This is a genomic window from Brevibacillus sp. FW301-21C12A (assembly GCF_058788915.1).
Window position 1 is genome coordinate 90219 of the sequence record NZ_JBYTBG010000012.1, and the last position, 15437, is coordinate 105655.

Annotated in this window: 18 protein-coding genes and 2 pseudogenes; 6 read left to right on the forward strand and 14 right to left on the reverse strand. The window is 54.9% G+C overall.

Annotation, left to right across the window (positions count from 1 at the left end):
* Positions 1-107 precede the first annotated feature (107 nt).
* The 4 genes and pseudogenes from AC3WQH_RS10285 to pdxR all read right to left on the reverse strand — a co-directional run.
* Positions 108-524 (reverse strand): annotated as a pseudogene (locus AC3WQH_RS10285) (YvaD family protein); the annotation flags it as partial.
* The gene (locus AC3WQH_RS10290) at positions 521-892 is read right to left on the reverse strand and encodes a DMT family transporter (protein WP_026558024.1); all 372 of its coding nucleotides are present in this window, start codon (positions 890-892) and stop codon (positions 521-523) included. The gene AC3WQH_RS10290 and the pseudogene AC3WQH_RS10285, both read right to left, overlap by 4 nt.
* Complete coding sequence (locus tag AC3WQH_RS10295; RefSeq protein WP_025848254.1) at positions 889-1470, reverse strand: TetR/AcrR family transcriptional regulator; 582 nt, start codon at positions 1468-1470, stop codon at positions 889-891. The genes AC3WQH_RS10290 and AC3WQH_RS10295 overlap by 4 nt, the downstream gene beginning before the upstream one ends.
* A 99-nt stretch (positions 1471-1569) precedes the next feature.
* Positions 1570-2997, reverse strand: a complete 1428-nt coding sequence (gene pdxR, locus AC3WQH_RS10300; RefSeq protein WP_492332020.1) for a MocR-like pyridoxine biosynthesis transcription factor PdxR — start codon at positions 2995-2997, stop codon at positions 1570-1572.
* 102 nt (positions 2998-3099) lie between these two features.
* Here pdxR and AC3WQH_RS10305 point away from each other — a divergent pair, with 102 nt between their 5' ends.
* On the forward strand, positions 3100-3672 hold the full coding sequence (locus AC3WQH_RS10305) for a GNAT family N-acetyltransferase (RefSeq protein ID WP_007783000.1): 573 nt from the start codon (positions 3100-3102) through the stop codon (positions 3670-3672).
* A gap of 285 nt (positions 3673-3957) precedes the next feature.
* On the opposite strand, the gene AC3WQH_RS10310 is transcribed toward AC3WQH_RS10305, so the two are convergent.
* The gene (locus AC3WQH_RS10310; RefSeq protein WP_007783002.1) at positions 3958-4413 is read right to left on the reverse strand and encodes a hypothetical protein; all 456 of its coding nucleotides are present in this window, start codon (positions 4411-4413) and stop codon (positions 3958-3960) included.
* Positions 4414-4495: 82 nt separating this feature from the next.
* Between AC3WQH_RS10310 and AC3WQH_RS10315 the strand changes: the two genes are divergently transcribed.
* Complete coding sequence (locus AC3WQH_RS10315; RefSeq protein WP_492332021.1) at positions 4496-4726, forward strand: hypothetical protein; 231 nt, start codon at positions 4496-4498, stop codon at positions 4724-4726.
* 10 nt (positions 4727-4736) lie between these two features.
* Complete coding sequence (locus AC3WQH_RS10320; protein ID WP_492332022.1) at positions 4737-4964, forward strand: hypothetical protein; 228 nt, start codon at positions 4737-4739, stop codon at positions 4962-4964.
* A 461-nt stretch (positions 4965-5425) separates the two neighbouring features.
* Here AC3WQH_RS10320 and AC3WQH_RS10325 read toward each other — a convergent pair whose 3' ends face one another.
* The 4 genes from AC3WQH_RS10325 to AC3WQH_RS10340 form a co-directional block, all read right to left on the reverse strand.
* Positions 5426-6811, reverse strand: coding sequence for a ribonuclease H-like domain-containing protein (locus AC3WQH_RS10325; RefSeq protein WP_197187190.1), 1386 nt, complete (start codon positions 6809-6811; stop codon positions 5426-5428).
* Positions 6801-9083: a DEAD/DEAH box helicase gene (locus AC3WQH_RS10330; protein ID WP_492332023.1), complete on the reverse strand. Its 2283-nt coding sequence runs from the start codon at positions 9081-9083 to the stop codon at positions 6801-6803. The genes AC3WQH_RS10325 and AC3WQH_RS10330 overlap by 11 nt, the downstream gene beginning before the upstream one ends.
* A 171-nt stretch (positions 9084-9254) precedes the next feature.
* Positions 9255-10625 carry an alkaline phosphatase gene (locus AC3WQH_RS10335; protein WP_026558027.1) on the reverse strand — a complete coding sequence of 457 codons (1371 nt, stop codon included), beginning with the start codon at positions 10623-10625 and terminating at the stop codon, positions 9255-9257.
* 114 nt (positions 10626-10739) lie between these two features.
* A complete protein-coding gene (locus tag AC3WQH_RS10340; RefSeq protein ID WP_174768832.1) occupies positions 10740-11048 on the reverse strand; it encodes a DHHW family protein in 309 nt (102 codons plus the stop codon).
* 299 nt (positions 11049-11347) lie between these two features.
* On the opposite strand from AC3WQH_RS10340, the gene AC3WQH_RS10345 reads away from it, so the two are divergent.
* Positions 11348-11587, forward strand: a complete 240-nt coding sequence (locus AC3WQH_RS10345; RefSeq protein ID WP_035317202.1) for a hypothetical protein — start codon at positions 11348-11350, stop codon at positions 11585-11587.
* Between the two features lie 376 nt (positions 11588-11963).
* Here the strand turns inward: AC3WQH_RS10345 and AC3WQH_RS10350 are convergent.
* Positions 11964-12062, reverse strand: a pseudogene (locus AC3WQH_RS10350) (two component transcriptional regulator); the annotation flags it as partial.
* A gap of 36 nt (positions 12063-12098) precedes the next feature.
* On the reverse strand, positions 12099-12692 hold the full coding sequence (locus AC3WQH_RS10355; protein WP_005829495.1) for a TetR/AcrR family transcriptional regulator: 594 nt from the start codon (positions 12690-12692) through the stop codon (positions 12099-12101).
* A gap of 118 nt (positions 12693-12810) precedes the next feature.
* Here AC3WQH_RS10355 and AC3WQH_RS10360 point away from each other — a divergent pair, with 118 nt between their 5' ends.
* Together AC3WQH_RS10360 and AC3WQH_RS10365 are read left to right on the forward strand one after the other, a co-directional pair.
* A complete protein-coding gene (locus tag AC3WQH_RS10360) occupies positions 12811-13362 on the forward strand; it encodes a hypothetical protein (protein WP_005829493.1) in 552 nt (183 codons plus the stop codon).
* A 204-nt stretch (positions 13363-13566) separates the two neighbouring features.
* The gene (locus tag AC3WQH_RS10365) at positions 13567-14220 is read left to right on the forward strand and encodes a cupin domain-containing protein (RefSeq protein WP_005829492.1); all 654 of its coding nucleotides are present in this window, start codon (positions 13567-13569) and stop codon (positions 14218-14220) included.
* A 43-nt stretch (positions 14221-14263) separates the two neighbouring features.
* On the opposite strand, the gene AC3WQH_RS10370 is transcribed toward AC3WQH_RS10365, so the two are convergent.
* The 3 genes from AC3WQH_RS10370 to AC3WQH_RS10380 form a co-directional block, all read right to left on the reverse strand.
* Complete coding sequence (locus tag AC3WQH_RS10370) at positions 14264-14575, reverse strand: hypothetical protein (RefSeq protein ID WP_005829490.1); 312 nt, start codon at positions 14573-14575, stop codon at positions 14264-14266.
* A gap of 24 nt (positions 14576-14599) precedes the next feature.
* The gene (locus AC3WQH_RS10375) at positions 14600-14827 is read right to left on the reverse strand and encodes a hypothetical protein (protein WP_005829489.1); all 228 of its coding nucleotides are present in this window, start codon (positions 14825-14827) and stop codon (positions 14600-14602) included.
* A 91-nt stretch (positions 14828-14918) separates the two neighbouring features.
* Positions 14919-15380, reverse strand: a complete 462-nt coding sequence (locus AC3WQH_RS10380) for an aminotransferase class V-fold PLP-dependent enzyme (RefSeq protein ID WP_290426256.1) — start codon at positions 15378-15380, stop codon at positions 14919-14921.
* Positions 15381-15437: the final 57 nt, after the last annotated feature.

A 15437-nucleotide genomic window follows, 5' to 3' on the forward strand; every position in this document is an offset into this window, starting at 1 on the left:
TTAACTTATGTCCTACTATATAGTGGACACGTAAAATCTGTCAAGAATCCGTTTTCTTTCCTGTCGCAAACGGCTTTGCTCATGGCTGCCTTTCCGCTTCGCCTGCAGCTTGAAGCCTTTTTCCCGCTGCTTGCCGTCCTGACCAACTCCGGCAGAAAAAACAGCGGGTAGATCAGCAAAAACAGGTTCGGCAGCCACCACGACCAGTCGAAGTCGGCTTTGAACGCCCAAAAAGCAATCGCCTGCAGGCCGGAGCAAAATGTGAGCACAAGTGAGACGAGTGCTATCGGCTTCCAGCGCTCACTCCCCCGCCGATAGCAGTAGAGGCTCGCGAAGCCCGTGAGCGATACAAGCATGTCGAGCGGAAAAAAGGACAGATTCCACGCCACCAGATTCGGATCGCGGTAGTCCTGGTACATGTACTCCGCAGGCAACAGCCGGAGAAACACAATCGCCCAATAGACGATGAACGCCACATCGGTCAGCCAGAAAAACACGAACAGCCTGGGCGCAGTTCTGCTCATTCGGCCGTCATTCCCGCGTCTTGCTGCGCTTTTGCAGGCTGCTGGGCATGGGCGCCGTCACTGAGATTCAGCAGGACACAGCCCACGATAATCAGCGCGACCGCCACCACCTTTTTCACGGTAAACGCATCCTTGAAAAAGAGAACGCCGATCACAGCGATCATCGCCGTTCCCAGCCCGGACCAGATCGCATACGCGGTGCCCACTTCCATTTCTTTCAGCGCCAGGCTCAGCGAGGAAAAGCACAGCACGTAAAACACAAACATCAACACAGTCGGAATCGGCCTGCTCAGCCCTTCCGACAGCTTCATCGAAGTCGTTCCCGCCACCTCCAGCAAAATCGCCAGCAGCAAATACACCCAACTCATTTTCCCGTTTCCCCTCTCGTCGCTGGCGCAGCCAATACGCCGCCGAGCAAAATATCAATCATCGCGTCCAGCGCCTCCCCGATCGTCATCTGATGCCGACCGGACAATTGCTGGTCAATCAGTTGATCGAGCGCTCCCGTGTACATCAAAATCAAAATCGGAAGCTGAACCGGGCGAAACACGCCAGCTTCGACGCCCTGCTCAAGCAGCACGCGGACATGCTCCCACTCTTCCTGGTAGACTTCCTCCACCATTTTCCACTGCGCGGGATAATAGCGCTTCAACTCGTACCAGACGCGCAAATCCGTCCGGGCAAAGCCGCTCGGCACCAATGCCAGCAGCTCGCGCATCTTTTCCGTCAAATCCAGGTTCGGATCATGCAAAATCCGGTCTTCGCTCGCCTTCAATTCCTCGATGCTGTCGGCAATGAGCCTGGCGATGAGCACCTCTTTGGAAGGAAAGCACGCGTACAACGTTTTCGTGCTGATCCCCGCCCGCCGAGCCAAATCCGCCATCGTAAAGCGAATGCCTCGCGTCTCGATCTCCTGTTGGGCGCATTGCAAAATTCGCTCCTGCATTTCCGCGCGAACCCCCTCGCACTCGTAAAACAAGGAAAATATTTTGTTTTCTATATTTTCCTATGGCTACAAATAGCATACTCACCTGCTCCCCTGATGTCAACTGCCCTCAAACCAGGCTTGGTGCAAAGCCGCAATTCCCGGCTCGATCTGGTCGAGCGCAATGCCGGAAAAGCCGAGAAAAAACTCCTTGGGCATCTCCGCCGGCGGCTTCAGCCACGTAAAAGCCGCAGACGATGCGCGAATCCCCGCCTGAATCGCCAGCCGCTTCAACTCTTCCTCCGGGCGCTCGCTGTACACGCGCAGCAAGACGTGAAAGCCCGCATCCGCCCCGATCACGGACGCCCGCTCGCCGAAATGCTTATGGACCGCCGCCAGCAAGGCGTCGTGCTTTTTGCGATACAGGCTGCGCATTTTGCGGACGTGCTTTTCCAGGTGGCCTTTTTGCATAAAAATCTCCATCGTCCGCTGATGCAGCCGCGACGCGGATTGTTCCAGCAACGTGTCGTGCAGCAGGGTGAAATACGCGTCCAGCAAGGAAGGCGGCAGCACCATGTACCAGATGCCGAGCGCCGGAGCCATCACCTGCGCGAAGCCGCCCATGTAAATGACATTGGTCTGCGGCAACAGCCCTTGCAGGGCGGGAATCGGCCTGCCGTGGTAGCGAAACTCGCCATCGTAGTCGTCCTCGACGATGTAGCCGCCGACGCTTTGCGCCCAGTCCAAAAGCTGCAACCGCTTGGATACAGGCATAATCATCCCGCGCGGAAATTGGTGCGAGGGCGACATGACGGCAAGGCGCACCCCTGATTCGTACAGTTCGTCTACGCAGATTCCGTCTGCTGCAAGCGAGATCGGCACCACTTCATACCCGTGCTGGCGAAACGTATTGGCATACAGCAAATAGCCCGGATTTTCCACCGCGATCCGCTGAAGCTGCGGCCGCAGCATCAGACAGATCAGCGACAGCAGCCCAAACTGGTCCGCGCCAATGACGATCTGGTCCGGCGTGCAGACGACGCCGCGGTACCTGCGCACATAATCGGCAATTTGCTGGCGCAATCCCGGCTCGCCCTGCGGATCGCCGTAAAAAAGCTCCTCCTGCCGCTCGCCGCCAAGCACCTGATTGTACAGCCGCCGCCAGAGCATGTGCGGAAACAGCGAAAAATCGTTTTGCGACATGTGAAAATCGTATCGGTACTTGCGGTTGTCGCGCAGGAGCGGTCTGCTCCATTCGGGCTGTTCGGACACCCCTTGCCCTTTTGGCGTAAGCTCGGGGTCAGGCAGCTTCTCCACGAAGTAGCCGCTGCGCGGCCTGCTTCGGATGAACCCTTCGGCCAAAAGCTGCTGGTACGCCATTTCCACAGGCGTCGTGCTCAAGCCAAGAGCATCTGCCAGCTTGCGCACGGACGGCAGCCGCGTTTTTTCTGCCAGCCTGCCTGCAATGATTTCGTTTTTGAGGAACGTGTACAGTTGCACGTATTGCGGTTCGTTTCCGTTTTCGTCCCATTTGGGCGTCAAGAGCATCGGTCATCTGTCCTTTTGATTTTTGCAAAACTGTGCATTTTCAAGTATACACTTGTTCGCTATGCTGGTGAAAAATGAAATCTGACAGGGAGGACACAAACGATGTCTACTCATCGAGAGCACCATGCTCCCGTCCGTTTTTTGCAGGGAGAACGCGTCTATCTGCGCCCGCTCGGACAGGACGATGTCGACTTTTACTACCAATCGCTCTACCACCCGGAAACGCGCAAACTGACAGGAACGCAAAAGCACTACACCCGCGAGCAAATCGCGCAATATCTGGCAAGCAAAGCACAGGATTCGTCCAGCGTGCTGTTGGCAATCGCCTTGTGCGAAAACGATCAGCTGATCGGCGACGTGCAGATCGGCGGCATCGACACGTACAACCGCAACGCTTTCATCCGCATCGCCATCCATCAGCCTGCGTATCAGAGCAAAGGGTACGGCAGTGAAGCGCTGCTGTTGATGCTCGACTACGGCTTCGGCATTCTCAACCTGCACCGCATCGAGCTGAACGTGTTCGCTTACAATGAACGTGCGATACGCGCTTATGAAAAGCTCGGCTTCCAGCGGGAGGGAGTGCAGCGGCAGGCGCTTTATTACGATCATCGTTATCATGATTCGATTCTGATGTCGATGCTGGCTGGTGAGTATCGGGAGAAGTATGGGAAGTAGAAGGCAGGGGAGACGTCCAAGAAGTACGGGTTCCACTAGTGTTTTATAATCGGAAGCTTGGCTATATCAACGTTTCTGACAGACAAAAGGGGCGTCTCGAAGTCGAAATAGCGACTTTTGAGACAACCCCTTTTCTCGTTTGTATCTTAGTGGATTGTTGGATTTACAAGTGAAGTTTGTCCCCATTTCGTCCCCCATTCCTGGATTTGTTCGAGAAATGCTCTCCCCGTCTTAATACACCACTTTCTTGCAAGAGTTACAGCTATCTATATTTAGGACTATTTGTCAACTTTCCCCATCAGGTCCTCTTAAGCTTACTAGCCACTCGCCTGATACTTTTTTCACCATGAAAGTTTGTTCTTTTTCTCTTATGATTTTCTGGACGCTGTTTTTCAGACTAGTATAGCTTATTAATACTTTCACCTCGGTTTCCGTATCATTTATTGCAGTTGCTTCATCAATTTTAAAATCGACTATTCTCGAATCCGCAACCGAACGTAAAAAATCCTCGCGCTCTGGGTAATAGCTATCAGCGTTCTTATAAACATACTCATATGCTGGCTCGCCTTGTTTATTTTTGATTAGAGTTAAATAACGTTCAATTGTATTTTCCGGTGTATTGTACCAAAAAAAATAGTATGCAAGAGATGCAAGCAGTAAAGCAATGCCGGTAATTGAAAAAAATATTAAATTGATTTTTTTCATCATATTGGAATTTGATGTATTTTTTTGCGAACTCAAGGAAATCCACCTCTTCCATTTATTTATAATATTGTAATATAATTCTAGTATACTATTTTATTTGAAAAGGAGATAGGATTAAATGAAATTTGTCAAAAAAGCAAAGATGGCTACTTTAACAACCCTATCCATACTTGCCCTTGTCATGCCTGTTGACGGTGCTCTTGCAAAAGGTGGAAAAGACCACAAAGAAGAAACAACCACCTCGAAAAGCATCGTAAAACCTATGATGTCAGAAATATATCAGTGGTCAGCTGATTTTGAGGTACGTAGTTACTTTCAAATTAAAAAAAACGCTGGTGTTAGATTATAGAGAACGTGGATTGAAAGTTGAAGCCAACGCAACTACAACAGGCTTGTGGGATTCTTACGAAGTTCATGTCGAAGAATTCGATGAAGATACAGGAGATTGGTTCGTTGTTGACACCGTAGACTTAAGCGACGGAAGAGACACCGCCTATTTTGCTGATCTTGAGCAGGCTACTAAATATCGTATAAGTATTGAAGGATCTGTTGAAGGGACCGTATGGGTATATAAATTAGTCGATTAAATTATCGACTATCGCGCTGTATCGCGACGCATTAATTAGGCTACACATTCTACTTAAAAACTTTCGTGGAAGTTGAGTTGCCGAAATCCCCCCTTCTTGCTAGCCCTGATTGCCGGGGGCTACATTATTTCACGACTATATGCGACTATGGGTACACCGATATATCGTGTTCAAATATGAAAACTTGCTATGAAGAGCTTGCCGAGAGGTTAACAATCTGCTTTAAGAAATTGCGAGTTGCCCATCGTTGACTTGAAGCGGCTCGACAGCCAGACGTTGGAAGTCTCGTACCATTACTCCTGATTTTCGCACGAAACGGTCAAGGGGCTGTCTCAAAAGTCGATGTATCGACTTAGAGATGCCCCTTTTGAATTTCAAAAACCTTGACAAACCAATGTTGCCATTTTGGTGCCTCTGGCATATTGGGACTTTTTGGACAGCCCCATCTTTTTTCCCGTGCCCTACTCATCCGCCCAATCGAAAAACCCGGACAACAAACTCTCCTGCCCGGCACTACCCATAACCTTCGCTTCCAGCCGAACTATCCGCTTTTGATACGCCTGCGCCTCGGCCTTGGAACGGTTGCGCAAGAGCGTGCCCCGCTTTTTCCACTGCTCGTAGGCTTGCCGCGTATAGCGGAGCGCCTTTTCCGCGTCGCCGAGCTGGTGCTCGCACAGCTTGGCGGCCTCGATGTAAACCTCTTCGGGGACATAGCCGGACGATGCCATGCACGACTCCCAGACATGCAAAGCCTGCCGCCAGTCCTTCTGCTTTTTGTACAGGTGGCCGATGGCAAGCCTTGCCCGATTGCTCCAGGCATGGCCGCTGTCCGCTACGAAGCGGTAGCCTGCCAGCGCTGCTTCCTGGTCGCCCAGCGCGTCGTACCATCTGGCAATTTCAAAGCGTTCCTCCGGGGAGGCGGCCACGTCGGGCTGATCCGTCAGCAGCCGGGTCATATGGATGTAGAGCGTAATGAGTGAGAGGACGTCTGTCTCGTTATGCCGCAGCACCCCTGCGATCACGTCAGGGTCCTGCGAGTGCAAAAAATCGAAGTAGCGCACAGGCGCGAGGTAGCCGGGCAAATCGTCCTCGCGGAAAACGTCCAGCTTTTCCTGTTCGATGATTCCAAGGCGGCACGATTCCAGTTCGGCCTTCCACAGTCGGCGCGCACCGTGCAACAGGTCCAGGTGACCAAAGACAGGCAAGGCCGGAACCTGGTCGCGCACCAGCGTATGCCTTGTCCGCACCTGCGGCCAGTCGAACGACTTTCCGTTGAACGTTACGAGATGCGACGATTTTTCCGCCTGCGCGAGAAACGACTGGTACAAGGTCGCTTCCGCATGGGGGGCAGGCAAAAAATGCTGGCGCACGACAACCTCTTCTCCCTCCAGGCGGCTGTAGCCCAGCAGGAAAACAGCGTTGCCCGCTCCACCGGACAGCCCGGTCGTCTCCGTGTCAAAAAACAGCAACTCTTCTGCCTTCCTGCCCGCCGCCGACAGGGGATGCTCCCTGCCGGACGCCTCCCAGATGGCAATGGCCTCGTGCAGCTGGGCAAAGCTGTAGGCGCCGTGCCGCTGGCTGACGGGATAGCGCACCTCGCGGATCATGACGTGCTCGTCGTCCCAAAAGTAGGGGGCCGCCTGCAAGGACTGCCATCTGTCCGCAAAGGGAATGGGCGGTTTTTCGGGTTCGGACGGCATAGGCGCGGGCTGTTCCGACGGCTGTCCTGCCGAATGTCCGGCCGGCTGCTCGGCCTGCTCTCCTGCCGCGGCAGGCTCGTTCGCCACCTTGCCCGCGTCCAGCGACATGTGCCCCTTCATCCGTTGCAGCCTGGATTTAAGAGACATGGACGCTTCCCCCTTGGGCGATGCGCAGCAAGGTCATCGCCAGCTCCTTGCTGCCGTCGTCGGTCGCGCCGACGCACGACGGGCAGCCTGACGTGCACGGGCAGGAGCTGATGAGCCGCTCTGCCTGGGCGAGAATCGTCTCCATTTCCTTGTACACCTGCTCCGACAGGCCGATGCCGCCCGGATAGCGGTCGTACAGGAAAATCGTCGGCTCCTGCGAGTGGACGGCCTTGCGCTGGGGAATGACGTGCAGGTCCCGCGGGTCGCACATGACAAACAGCGGGGCCACGTGCTGGAGCACATGCGCGAGGCCGACCAGGCCGCGCTCCACGTCCTCTGTGCCGATCTCCTCCAGGAGCGAATCGGAAAAGCCGATCCAGGCCGCGTTCGTGTGCAGCTCCTCCTCTGGCAAATGAATCGGGCCGGAGCCGATGTTTTCGTGCGTCTCGAACTTGATCTTTTTAAAAATCGTCGCCATCGCGTGCACGGAAACTTCCCCGTAGGCGAAAGCGCTCTGCCCGTGGCGGCGGGTCTGGTCCTGCTCCAGCACCTTGAGCTGGACGGCGAGGTTCGCATCGGTGTAATAGTCGACCTGCACTTCCCGGACGTACGCCTTCTTTTCCTCGTAGTCGAGCTTCTCGACCTGGTACTGCGTCCCTTGGTGCAAGTAAATAGCTTCCTCGTGCAACAGCGTCATCGAGCTGAAGCGGTCCATTTCCCCGATGACCCGCTCGTTGCCCCGCTCGCTGATGTCGATGATGACCACGTTTTCCTGCGAGGCCGACCGCAGGCTGATGTTGTGGGCCGGGAACGAATCGTTCATCCAGAACCATTTGCCGCGCGAATAGTGCAGCACTTGCTCCTCGGTCAAAAACTCCAAGACTTCCGTAATTTCCGCACGGCCAAACGTGTCGCCTTCGCGAAACGGCAGCTCGTACGCCGCGCATTTCAGATGGTCGACCAAAATGATGAGGTTGTCGGGGTTGATCCGCGCCGTCTCCGGACTGCGGTCAAAAAAGTACTCCGGGTGGGCGATCACGTACTGATCCAGCGGCGTCGAGCTGCCGACCATGACGACGACCGACTCGCCCTGACGGCGGCCTGCCCGGCCCGCCTGCTGCCACGTGCTGGCGACAGAGCCGGGATACCCGGTAATGACGCACGCCTGCAACTGTCCGATGTCTACGCCCAGCTCCAACGCGTTCGTGCTGACTACGCCCATGATGTCGCCGCTCCGCAAGCCGCGCTCGATCTCCCTGCGCTGGCTCGGCAAATAGCCGCCGCGATATCCTTGAATCGTCTTCGGGCCGAGCTTGCGCTTAATCAGCTCCTGCAAGTACGTCAGCAAAATTTCCACGCGGACGCGGCTTCGCGCAAACAGGATCGTCTGAATGCCGTTGGTCAAAAACTGCTCGGTAATGTCCCGCGCCTCCAGCGTGGCGCTGCGCCGGATGTTGAGCTGGCGGTTGACCACAGGCGGGTTGTAGAAGACGAAATGCTTGACGCCGGACGGCGCTCCGTTGTTGTCGACCAGCTCTACCTGTTCCTCCGTCAGCGCTTCCGCCAGTTCGCGCGGGTTGGCGATCGTCGCCGAGGTGCAGATGAACTGCGGCGCGCTGCCGTAAAAGGCGCAAATCCGCTTGAGGCGGCGTATCACATTGGCGACGTGGCTGCCAAAGACGCCACGGTATGTATGCAGCTCGTCGATGACGATGTATTTCAAATGCTCGAAAAACGAAACCCATTTGGTGTGGTGCGGCAAAATGGCGGAGTGCAGCATGTCCGGGTTGGTGATGACGATATTGCCCGCCTTGCGCACCATTTGCCGGATGTTGGCCGGAGTGTCGCCATCGTACGTTTCCGATTTGATCGACAGCCCCATTTCGGTAATCAGCTCGTGCAGCTCTGCTTTCTGGTCCTGCGCCAACGCCTTGGTCGGAAACAGGTAGAGCGCGCGCGCCTGCGTATCCTCTGCCAGCGTCTGGAGAATCGGCAGATGGTAGCACATGCTTTTCCCGGAGGCAGTCGGCGTGACCGCGACGATATGCTTGCCCGCTCGCACATGGCGAAAAGACGTTTCCTGGTGCGTGTACAAAGAGGCAATTCCTCTTCGCGTCAGCGCTTCCCGGATGCGCGCATCCATCTCCTGCGGAAACGGAACCGTTTTGGCCTCGCGGGCCGGAATGACCCGCCAGTGGGCGATATTGTCGCGAAAACGCTCGTCTGTTTTCAAATGCTCCAAAATACTTGCCATGTCTTTTTTCATCTTCACCAGGCTCACCTTCTTGCCCTTATTCTACGAATGGACGTTCGGGTTGTAAACCCCTTCGGACGTTTTGGCCAAAGCGACTTTTCCCGGGAGACAGGCCAGGTGAGACGATGGCTTGGCCCGTCCAAAAGAAAAAGCCGCCAGATAAGCCTGGCAGCTTCTTTTCTTGCCCCTTTATTTCTTCGCTTCGCCGAGAATTTCAAAGATCACTTCCGCATTGTGCGTATTGTCGATCAGGCCGGAAAATCTTTCTTTCCATGGACCGTACGCGTACACGTTGACGTCCTCGCCTGTGTGACCGCCCGTTGTCCAGCCGGTGAAGGAGCGTTTGTCAAAAATCGCTTCGATTGCGTTGTCGATCTCGACTTGCTTCTTCGTTTCCGCCGCCTTTTTCACGGAAGCGATCTCCTCTGGCGTCAGTTGCAGGTCGATGTACTTTTTCAACGTTTCTTCCACGCTCGCGCCTTTGGCGATTTCCGCGGCGATGAAGTCAGGCGTGCGCTTCGCCGCCTTGATTGGCGCGACGAGGAAGTTGTACTCTTCCTTCGCCCCGACAGACAGCCCGCCCGTGGAGTGGTCCGCTGTCGCGACAACGAGCGTGTTTCCATCCTTTTTCGCGAAGTCAATGGCAGCCTTGAACGCCTTCTCGAAGTCTTCCATCTCGCTCATCGCCGCCACGATGTCGTTGTCGTGACCAGCCCAGTCGATCTGGCTGCCTTCCACCATCAAAAAGAAGCCTTCCTTGTTCTTGCTCAACCGCTCAATCGCGGCCTTTGTCATGTCTTCCAGGGACGGGGTTTTGTCCGTGCGGTCGATCATTTTGTCCATTCCGCCTGCTGCGAACAGACCGAGAATTTTGTCATTTTTGTCGCTCAGCAGTTCCTGCTTGCTCGTGACGTAGCTGTAGCCGTCTTTTTTGAATTCTTCCGTCAGATTGCGGTCCTTGCGCACGAAGTTGTTCAGGCCGCCGCCCAGCAAGACGTCGACGGAATGCTTGCCGTCAATGCGCAAGTCGTAGTAGTCGTCGGCAATCGCGTCCATGTTTTTGCGGCTCTCATCGTGCGCGCCGAACGAAGCCGGGGTCGCGTGCGTAATTTCCGAAGTAGCCACCAGGCCAGTCGATTTGCCGACTTTTTTGGCCCGCTCCAGCACTGTCTCTACCTCTGATTTGTCGTTGTCGACCGCAATCGCGTTGTTGTACGTCTTCACGCCGGAAGACATGGCGGTCGCCGCAGAGGCGGAGTCGGTGATGTTTTGCTTTTCGTCTTCGGCATAGGTCATTTGCGCCCCGACCAAATATTTGTCAAACTCGGTCGGCTCCATGACAGGAGTCGCCGGGTCGTCTTTCATGTAACGGTAAGCCGTTGTATAGGACGTGCCCATGCCGTCGCCGATCAGGAAGATGATGTTTTTGACCTGGGCGTTGCCCGCTTTATTTTCTGCCGCCTTGACCAGACCGGAATTTCCGCCAAACAGCGCCGTCGTCAGGGCCAGGGAAGAGATGACAGCTACTGGGACAAGCTTTTTCGGGAATGTGCGAAACATTTTGTACCTCCTGCAAATAGGAATGTTCATAAGCATGTCACCAATCATACTCTTCTTCTGTTGAGCTCGGACGGGCTTTGTGTAAAGAAATGTAAGCGATTGGTAAAGGCGGCGTTAACAGACGGGCTGCGCCTGGTCTTGGCGAAAACGCCGCTGTTCGTCCACGAACTCGACGCTGTACGTTTGCGCCGCGCGCGGAACATACAACTCGATGCTGTCCGGCTGCACAAGTCTGTAGCCGCTTTTGGAATAGAGCGAGCCGGAAAACGCGTCCGACACTGCCTCCAGCCGGAAGTCTGCCTCGTTCTGCGGTTCCAGGCCCATTTGCCTTGCCAGCGCCTGGTAGGCATAAAAAGCGCCCTTCGTCGACCAGTAGTAGAGCGCCTGGTCGTCCATGAAGCCTTGTCCCGCAAAACCGGACATCGCCCGCTAGAACTGCCAGGCCACAGGCAGGCTCTCGCATTCGAAAAATACCCCGCCGATCAGTACGACCACAAGCGTGTAGATGTGGCCGACAGCGGCATGCGCCTTTTGCAGCAAGCCCAGGCAGCCATTTTTCCAAGATGATGAACTGCCATCTGCGCCAAAACTCCGAAATGCTTTTGGACATGTACGGATAGCGGAAGTTTTCCATAAAGTCAAAGCCGAACATTTTCCCCAGTCCGCGCGCCATGTCCGAGTAGCCGCTGAAGTCAAAGTAAAGCTGGAAGGCAAATGCCACAATGCCGAGCCAGGCGAGAAAAGTCGTCAGCTCGTCGGTCGGCGTCGCTTTCACGTCGGACCACAGCAGCCCGATGTTATTGGCGAGCAGCACTTTTTTCGCCAGTCCTCTGACCAACAGCGCCGCCCCTTCGCCGAATGGCCCGATTGTCGCCATGCGGGCGACGAGCTGCCTCGCGATATCGCCGATTCTCTCCCTCGCTTTTTGGAAACGACTCGCAATGCAATCCTTGCCTACCTAAAGAGCGTACAGGGCCGAGATCAAGATCAGATGCAGAACGAATCGACACGGCGTAAAAAATGCATAAAAACGACCAGACAAAAAAAAAGCGCAGAAACGTGTTCTGCGCTTGAATGCTATTCGTTTTTCGGAAGCTGGAAAAAAAGCTCGACGCCTTCTTCCATATTGCACACGCCGAACGGCACGTCATGCAATATTTTTTTGCAGATAGCCAGCTCGAGGCCGGTTCCTCCCGTGGAACGCTGGCGAGACGGCTCTCCGCGGAAAAAGTGGCCCTATATTTTTCTGTATTTTTCCGGATGCTCCTCGGGAATACGGGCGCCTTTGTTCTCGATGCTGACTCGTGCCATCTTGCCTTCGTCGCGGATGGAGACGACGATCGCTTCCAGCACCGCATAACCTTCGTTTTCGAAGTAATCCTTCATGATTTCCCGCAAAATCGGTTCGTCCTCGACTATCAGGATGTTTTTGTTCATGTCTGTTCTCCCCGTGTCATGTTTACCTGACATGGCTCAGTCTTTCTCTGCGATCAGCGCCGACAAGTGATGGATCAGCACGCGCTCTACCTTCGGCCCGTCCAGGCGCTTCGGCTCGAGATAGGCGTGCAGCGCAAGCCCGTCGACCAAGGCGTAAAGCCGCTCTGTCTCCAGCTCCTTGTCCGTGTTTGCAGGCAGCAGTCCGGACTGTTCGGCATAGTCCATGAGCTTTTGCAGGCCAGGGTAAATGCCGTCGTACTGCGCATCCAGACCGCCCGGCTTATGGCGGAAGTAGGCGGTAAAGGCGAACCAGACCTCCATTTCCGCCATCTTTTCCCGATTGGTAGGCACAAGTTCCAGAATCGTCTTGATAAACTTCTCTCGCGGCGGCAAATCAAGCGAAATAATCTCGCGGATGCGAGCCGTCGCCCTCTCCTTCACGAGCTTCATCGAATACGCCAGCAGCTCGTCCTGTGTGCTGAAATAATGCCGCAGCGCCCCTAGCGACAGCCCTGCCTCTGCCGCGATATTGCGAACCGTCGCTCCCTCCATTCCCCGCTCGCTGATGACCCGCCAGGTCGCTTCGGCTATTTGTTCTCTTCGTTTTTCATGATCGATTTGTTTTGGCATAGCTGTATTTTACCAAGCCCGAACGGGACGAGCAATTAAATAATACACTTGTATTAAATAAAAACAGATGATAAAATCTTTTTACAATACATCTGTATTAAAAAAGGAGAGCGTAAACGTGAACTGGATCGCGTGGATGATCGTTGCCTGTGAAATTGGTTTTTGGGTCGTGATTGCTCTGGGGTTGGCCGTGCGGTATGGCTTGGGAAAAGAGCGGCTGGGGCTTTTTATCCTGGCGCTGACTCCCCTGGTCGACCTTGTTTTGCTGGCCGTGACCAGCGTGGACTTGTACCGGGGCGCAACCGCGACCATGGCTCATGCGCTGGCTGCTGTCTATATCGGCGTGTCGATCGCTTTTGGCAAAGGCATGATTCGCTGGGCGGACGACAAGTTTTTGTACTATGTGAAAAAACAGCCACTGGCGAAAAAGCCGAAGCTGTACGGGATGGCTTACGCCAGGTCGTATGCCAAAGGCTGGTTCAAGCACGTTTTCGCCTACCTCATCGGGGCGGGACTGCTGCTCGCGATGATCTTTTTTGTCGGGGATGCCTCGCGGACCGGGGCTTTGGAGCGGGCGATGCTGCAATGGGCGGTTGTGCTCGGCATTGACCTTTTGATTACCGTCAGCTTTTTTGTCTGGCCCAAACGGAGCAAAAGCGCCAGCTCTTGACGGTATAACCGTCGACGTCCAGACAAAGCCAAAGCCAGGCTGGCACAAATACGATGATGCAGGAACAGCGAAACCAGTGTGCGCGCGGCACAGGGACGCTGTTCCTTTTTTGCATAAAAGCCAAGCCAGCGGCCATACACATGGTGAGTGGCTGCGCCAAAAGCAGACGAAACTTGTCGTAAAGATGAGGGAGGTTGGTCGGAAATGACCTCACACAAAAAGGGAGAGCGCATCCCGGAGCCGATGCGGGGAGACGGTACGGGGTGGGTCGATCTCGGGCCGCGCAACATCGAGCGGGATCGGCAAAATCCGAACATGCTCGTGCCGCCCGTCACCGATGCAGGCTTGCTGCCGAATTTGAAGTTTTCCTTCTCCGACGCCACGATGACGCTGAATCACGGCGGCTGGTCGCGCGAAGTCACCGTGCGCGAGCTGCCGGTTGCCACTACGCTCGCTGGCGTGAACATGGCTCTGACGCCAGGCGGTGTGCGCGAGCTGCACTGGCATCCGAACAACGACGAGTGGCAATACTACATTTCCGGCCAGGCTCGCATGACCGTTTTTGCCGGAAATGGAACAGCCCGCACGTTTGACTACCGGGCGGGCGATGTCGGCTATGTGCCCTTTGCGACAGGGCATTACTTTCAAAATACGGGAAACGAGACAGTCTGGTTTTTGGAAATGTTCAAAAGCGACCGCTTCGTCGACGTCTCGCTCAACCAGTGGATGGCGCTCACGCCGCACGAGTTGGTCGCTTCCAATCTGAACGTAGGCCCGGAGTTGCTGGACGCCTTGCGCAAGCAAAAATGGCCCGTCGTCAAATACCCGGGGTACGGCTACGATCCGGACAGGGGGTGAGCCTCGCTTTAGACGGCCGGATTCGGCCGGATGTCCGGCCCGCTCACATATTCAGTACGCCCATGGATTGGATATGCTGCTTCGTCTCCTCTGTTCCGCATTCGTAAATGGCGCTGTATATTTGCTTCAGGCAGTTGTCGTATTGATCGTTTTCCTCGTCAAAATGATAAGGAATCGCGACGACATGCCCGCGCAAAAAGGTGCCAAACTCATACTCGGTCCTTTCCTCAAACAAGCTTTTCAGCGCGTGAACCTGGCGATCCGTCGCTTCAATCTCGAACTCGTACCCGGAGTCGCCCTGATTTTCCATGATCGTCCCTGCCTGAACAGATACGTAATACCTTTTTTTGTCCATTGTGTTACTCTCGCCTCCCCAACGCTAATATACGAGTACGGAGATCAGCAATATCGCGAGCAGCACCGCAAACGCCCCCAAGTAAAACAGCATCCCCACATTCCCGAGAACTTTGTGCTTGACGGTCGTCTGACTGATGTTGTTGTCCACTTCCTTCGTCTCCTGGCGTTTGGCGTAGCGGATGGTCAAAAACAGCCCTACCAAAAAAATCAGGCCAAAAATCGCATAGTAAATGCCTGGATAGTGGAGCATTTCCCTTCCCCGCTTCCTCTTCTGATGATTGTTTATAGTTTGCGAGAGTCCGGGTTTTTTATGCATGCGGGCGGGAAATGCCGTCTCGGTCTTACCGCATGAGCTGCTGCACGCCTTTTATCAGGCGCCAAATTTCCTCTTCTGTGTTGTACCGAGCGATTCCGGCGCGAATCCAGCCGCCGCTGTGCGCAATTCCGGCCAACTCCGCCAGGCGGGAGGCGTAAAAATCGCCGCTCGCGATAAAGACGCTGTGCTGCTCGGCCATTTGCAGGCATGCTTCTTCCGGCGCGAGCTTGTCCAGACGAAAGGCGACAGTCGGCGTTTTCGCCACGCCAGCGGCTGCCTGATAGAGCGTTACGCCTGCGATTTGTCGCAGCTCGTTGCGCATCAGCTCAGCCAGACGGTTTTCGTACTGCTCCAGGTTGGCAAAAGCGGAAACGAGCCGCTCGCGGCGATTGCTCCCTGTCCCGAGCGAGGCGATAAAGTCGATGGCGGGCGCGATTCCTGCAATGCCTTCATGGTTTTGCGTCCCCATTTCCAGCTTGTCCGGGATATAAGTTGGGGCTTTGGCCTCCTTCTCATTGCGTTTTTCCTCTGTTTTCGTCTGCGT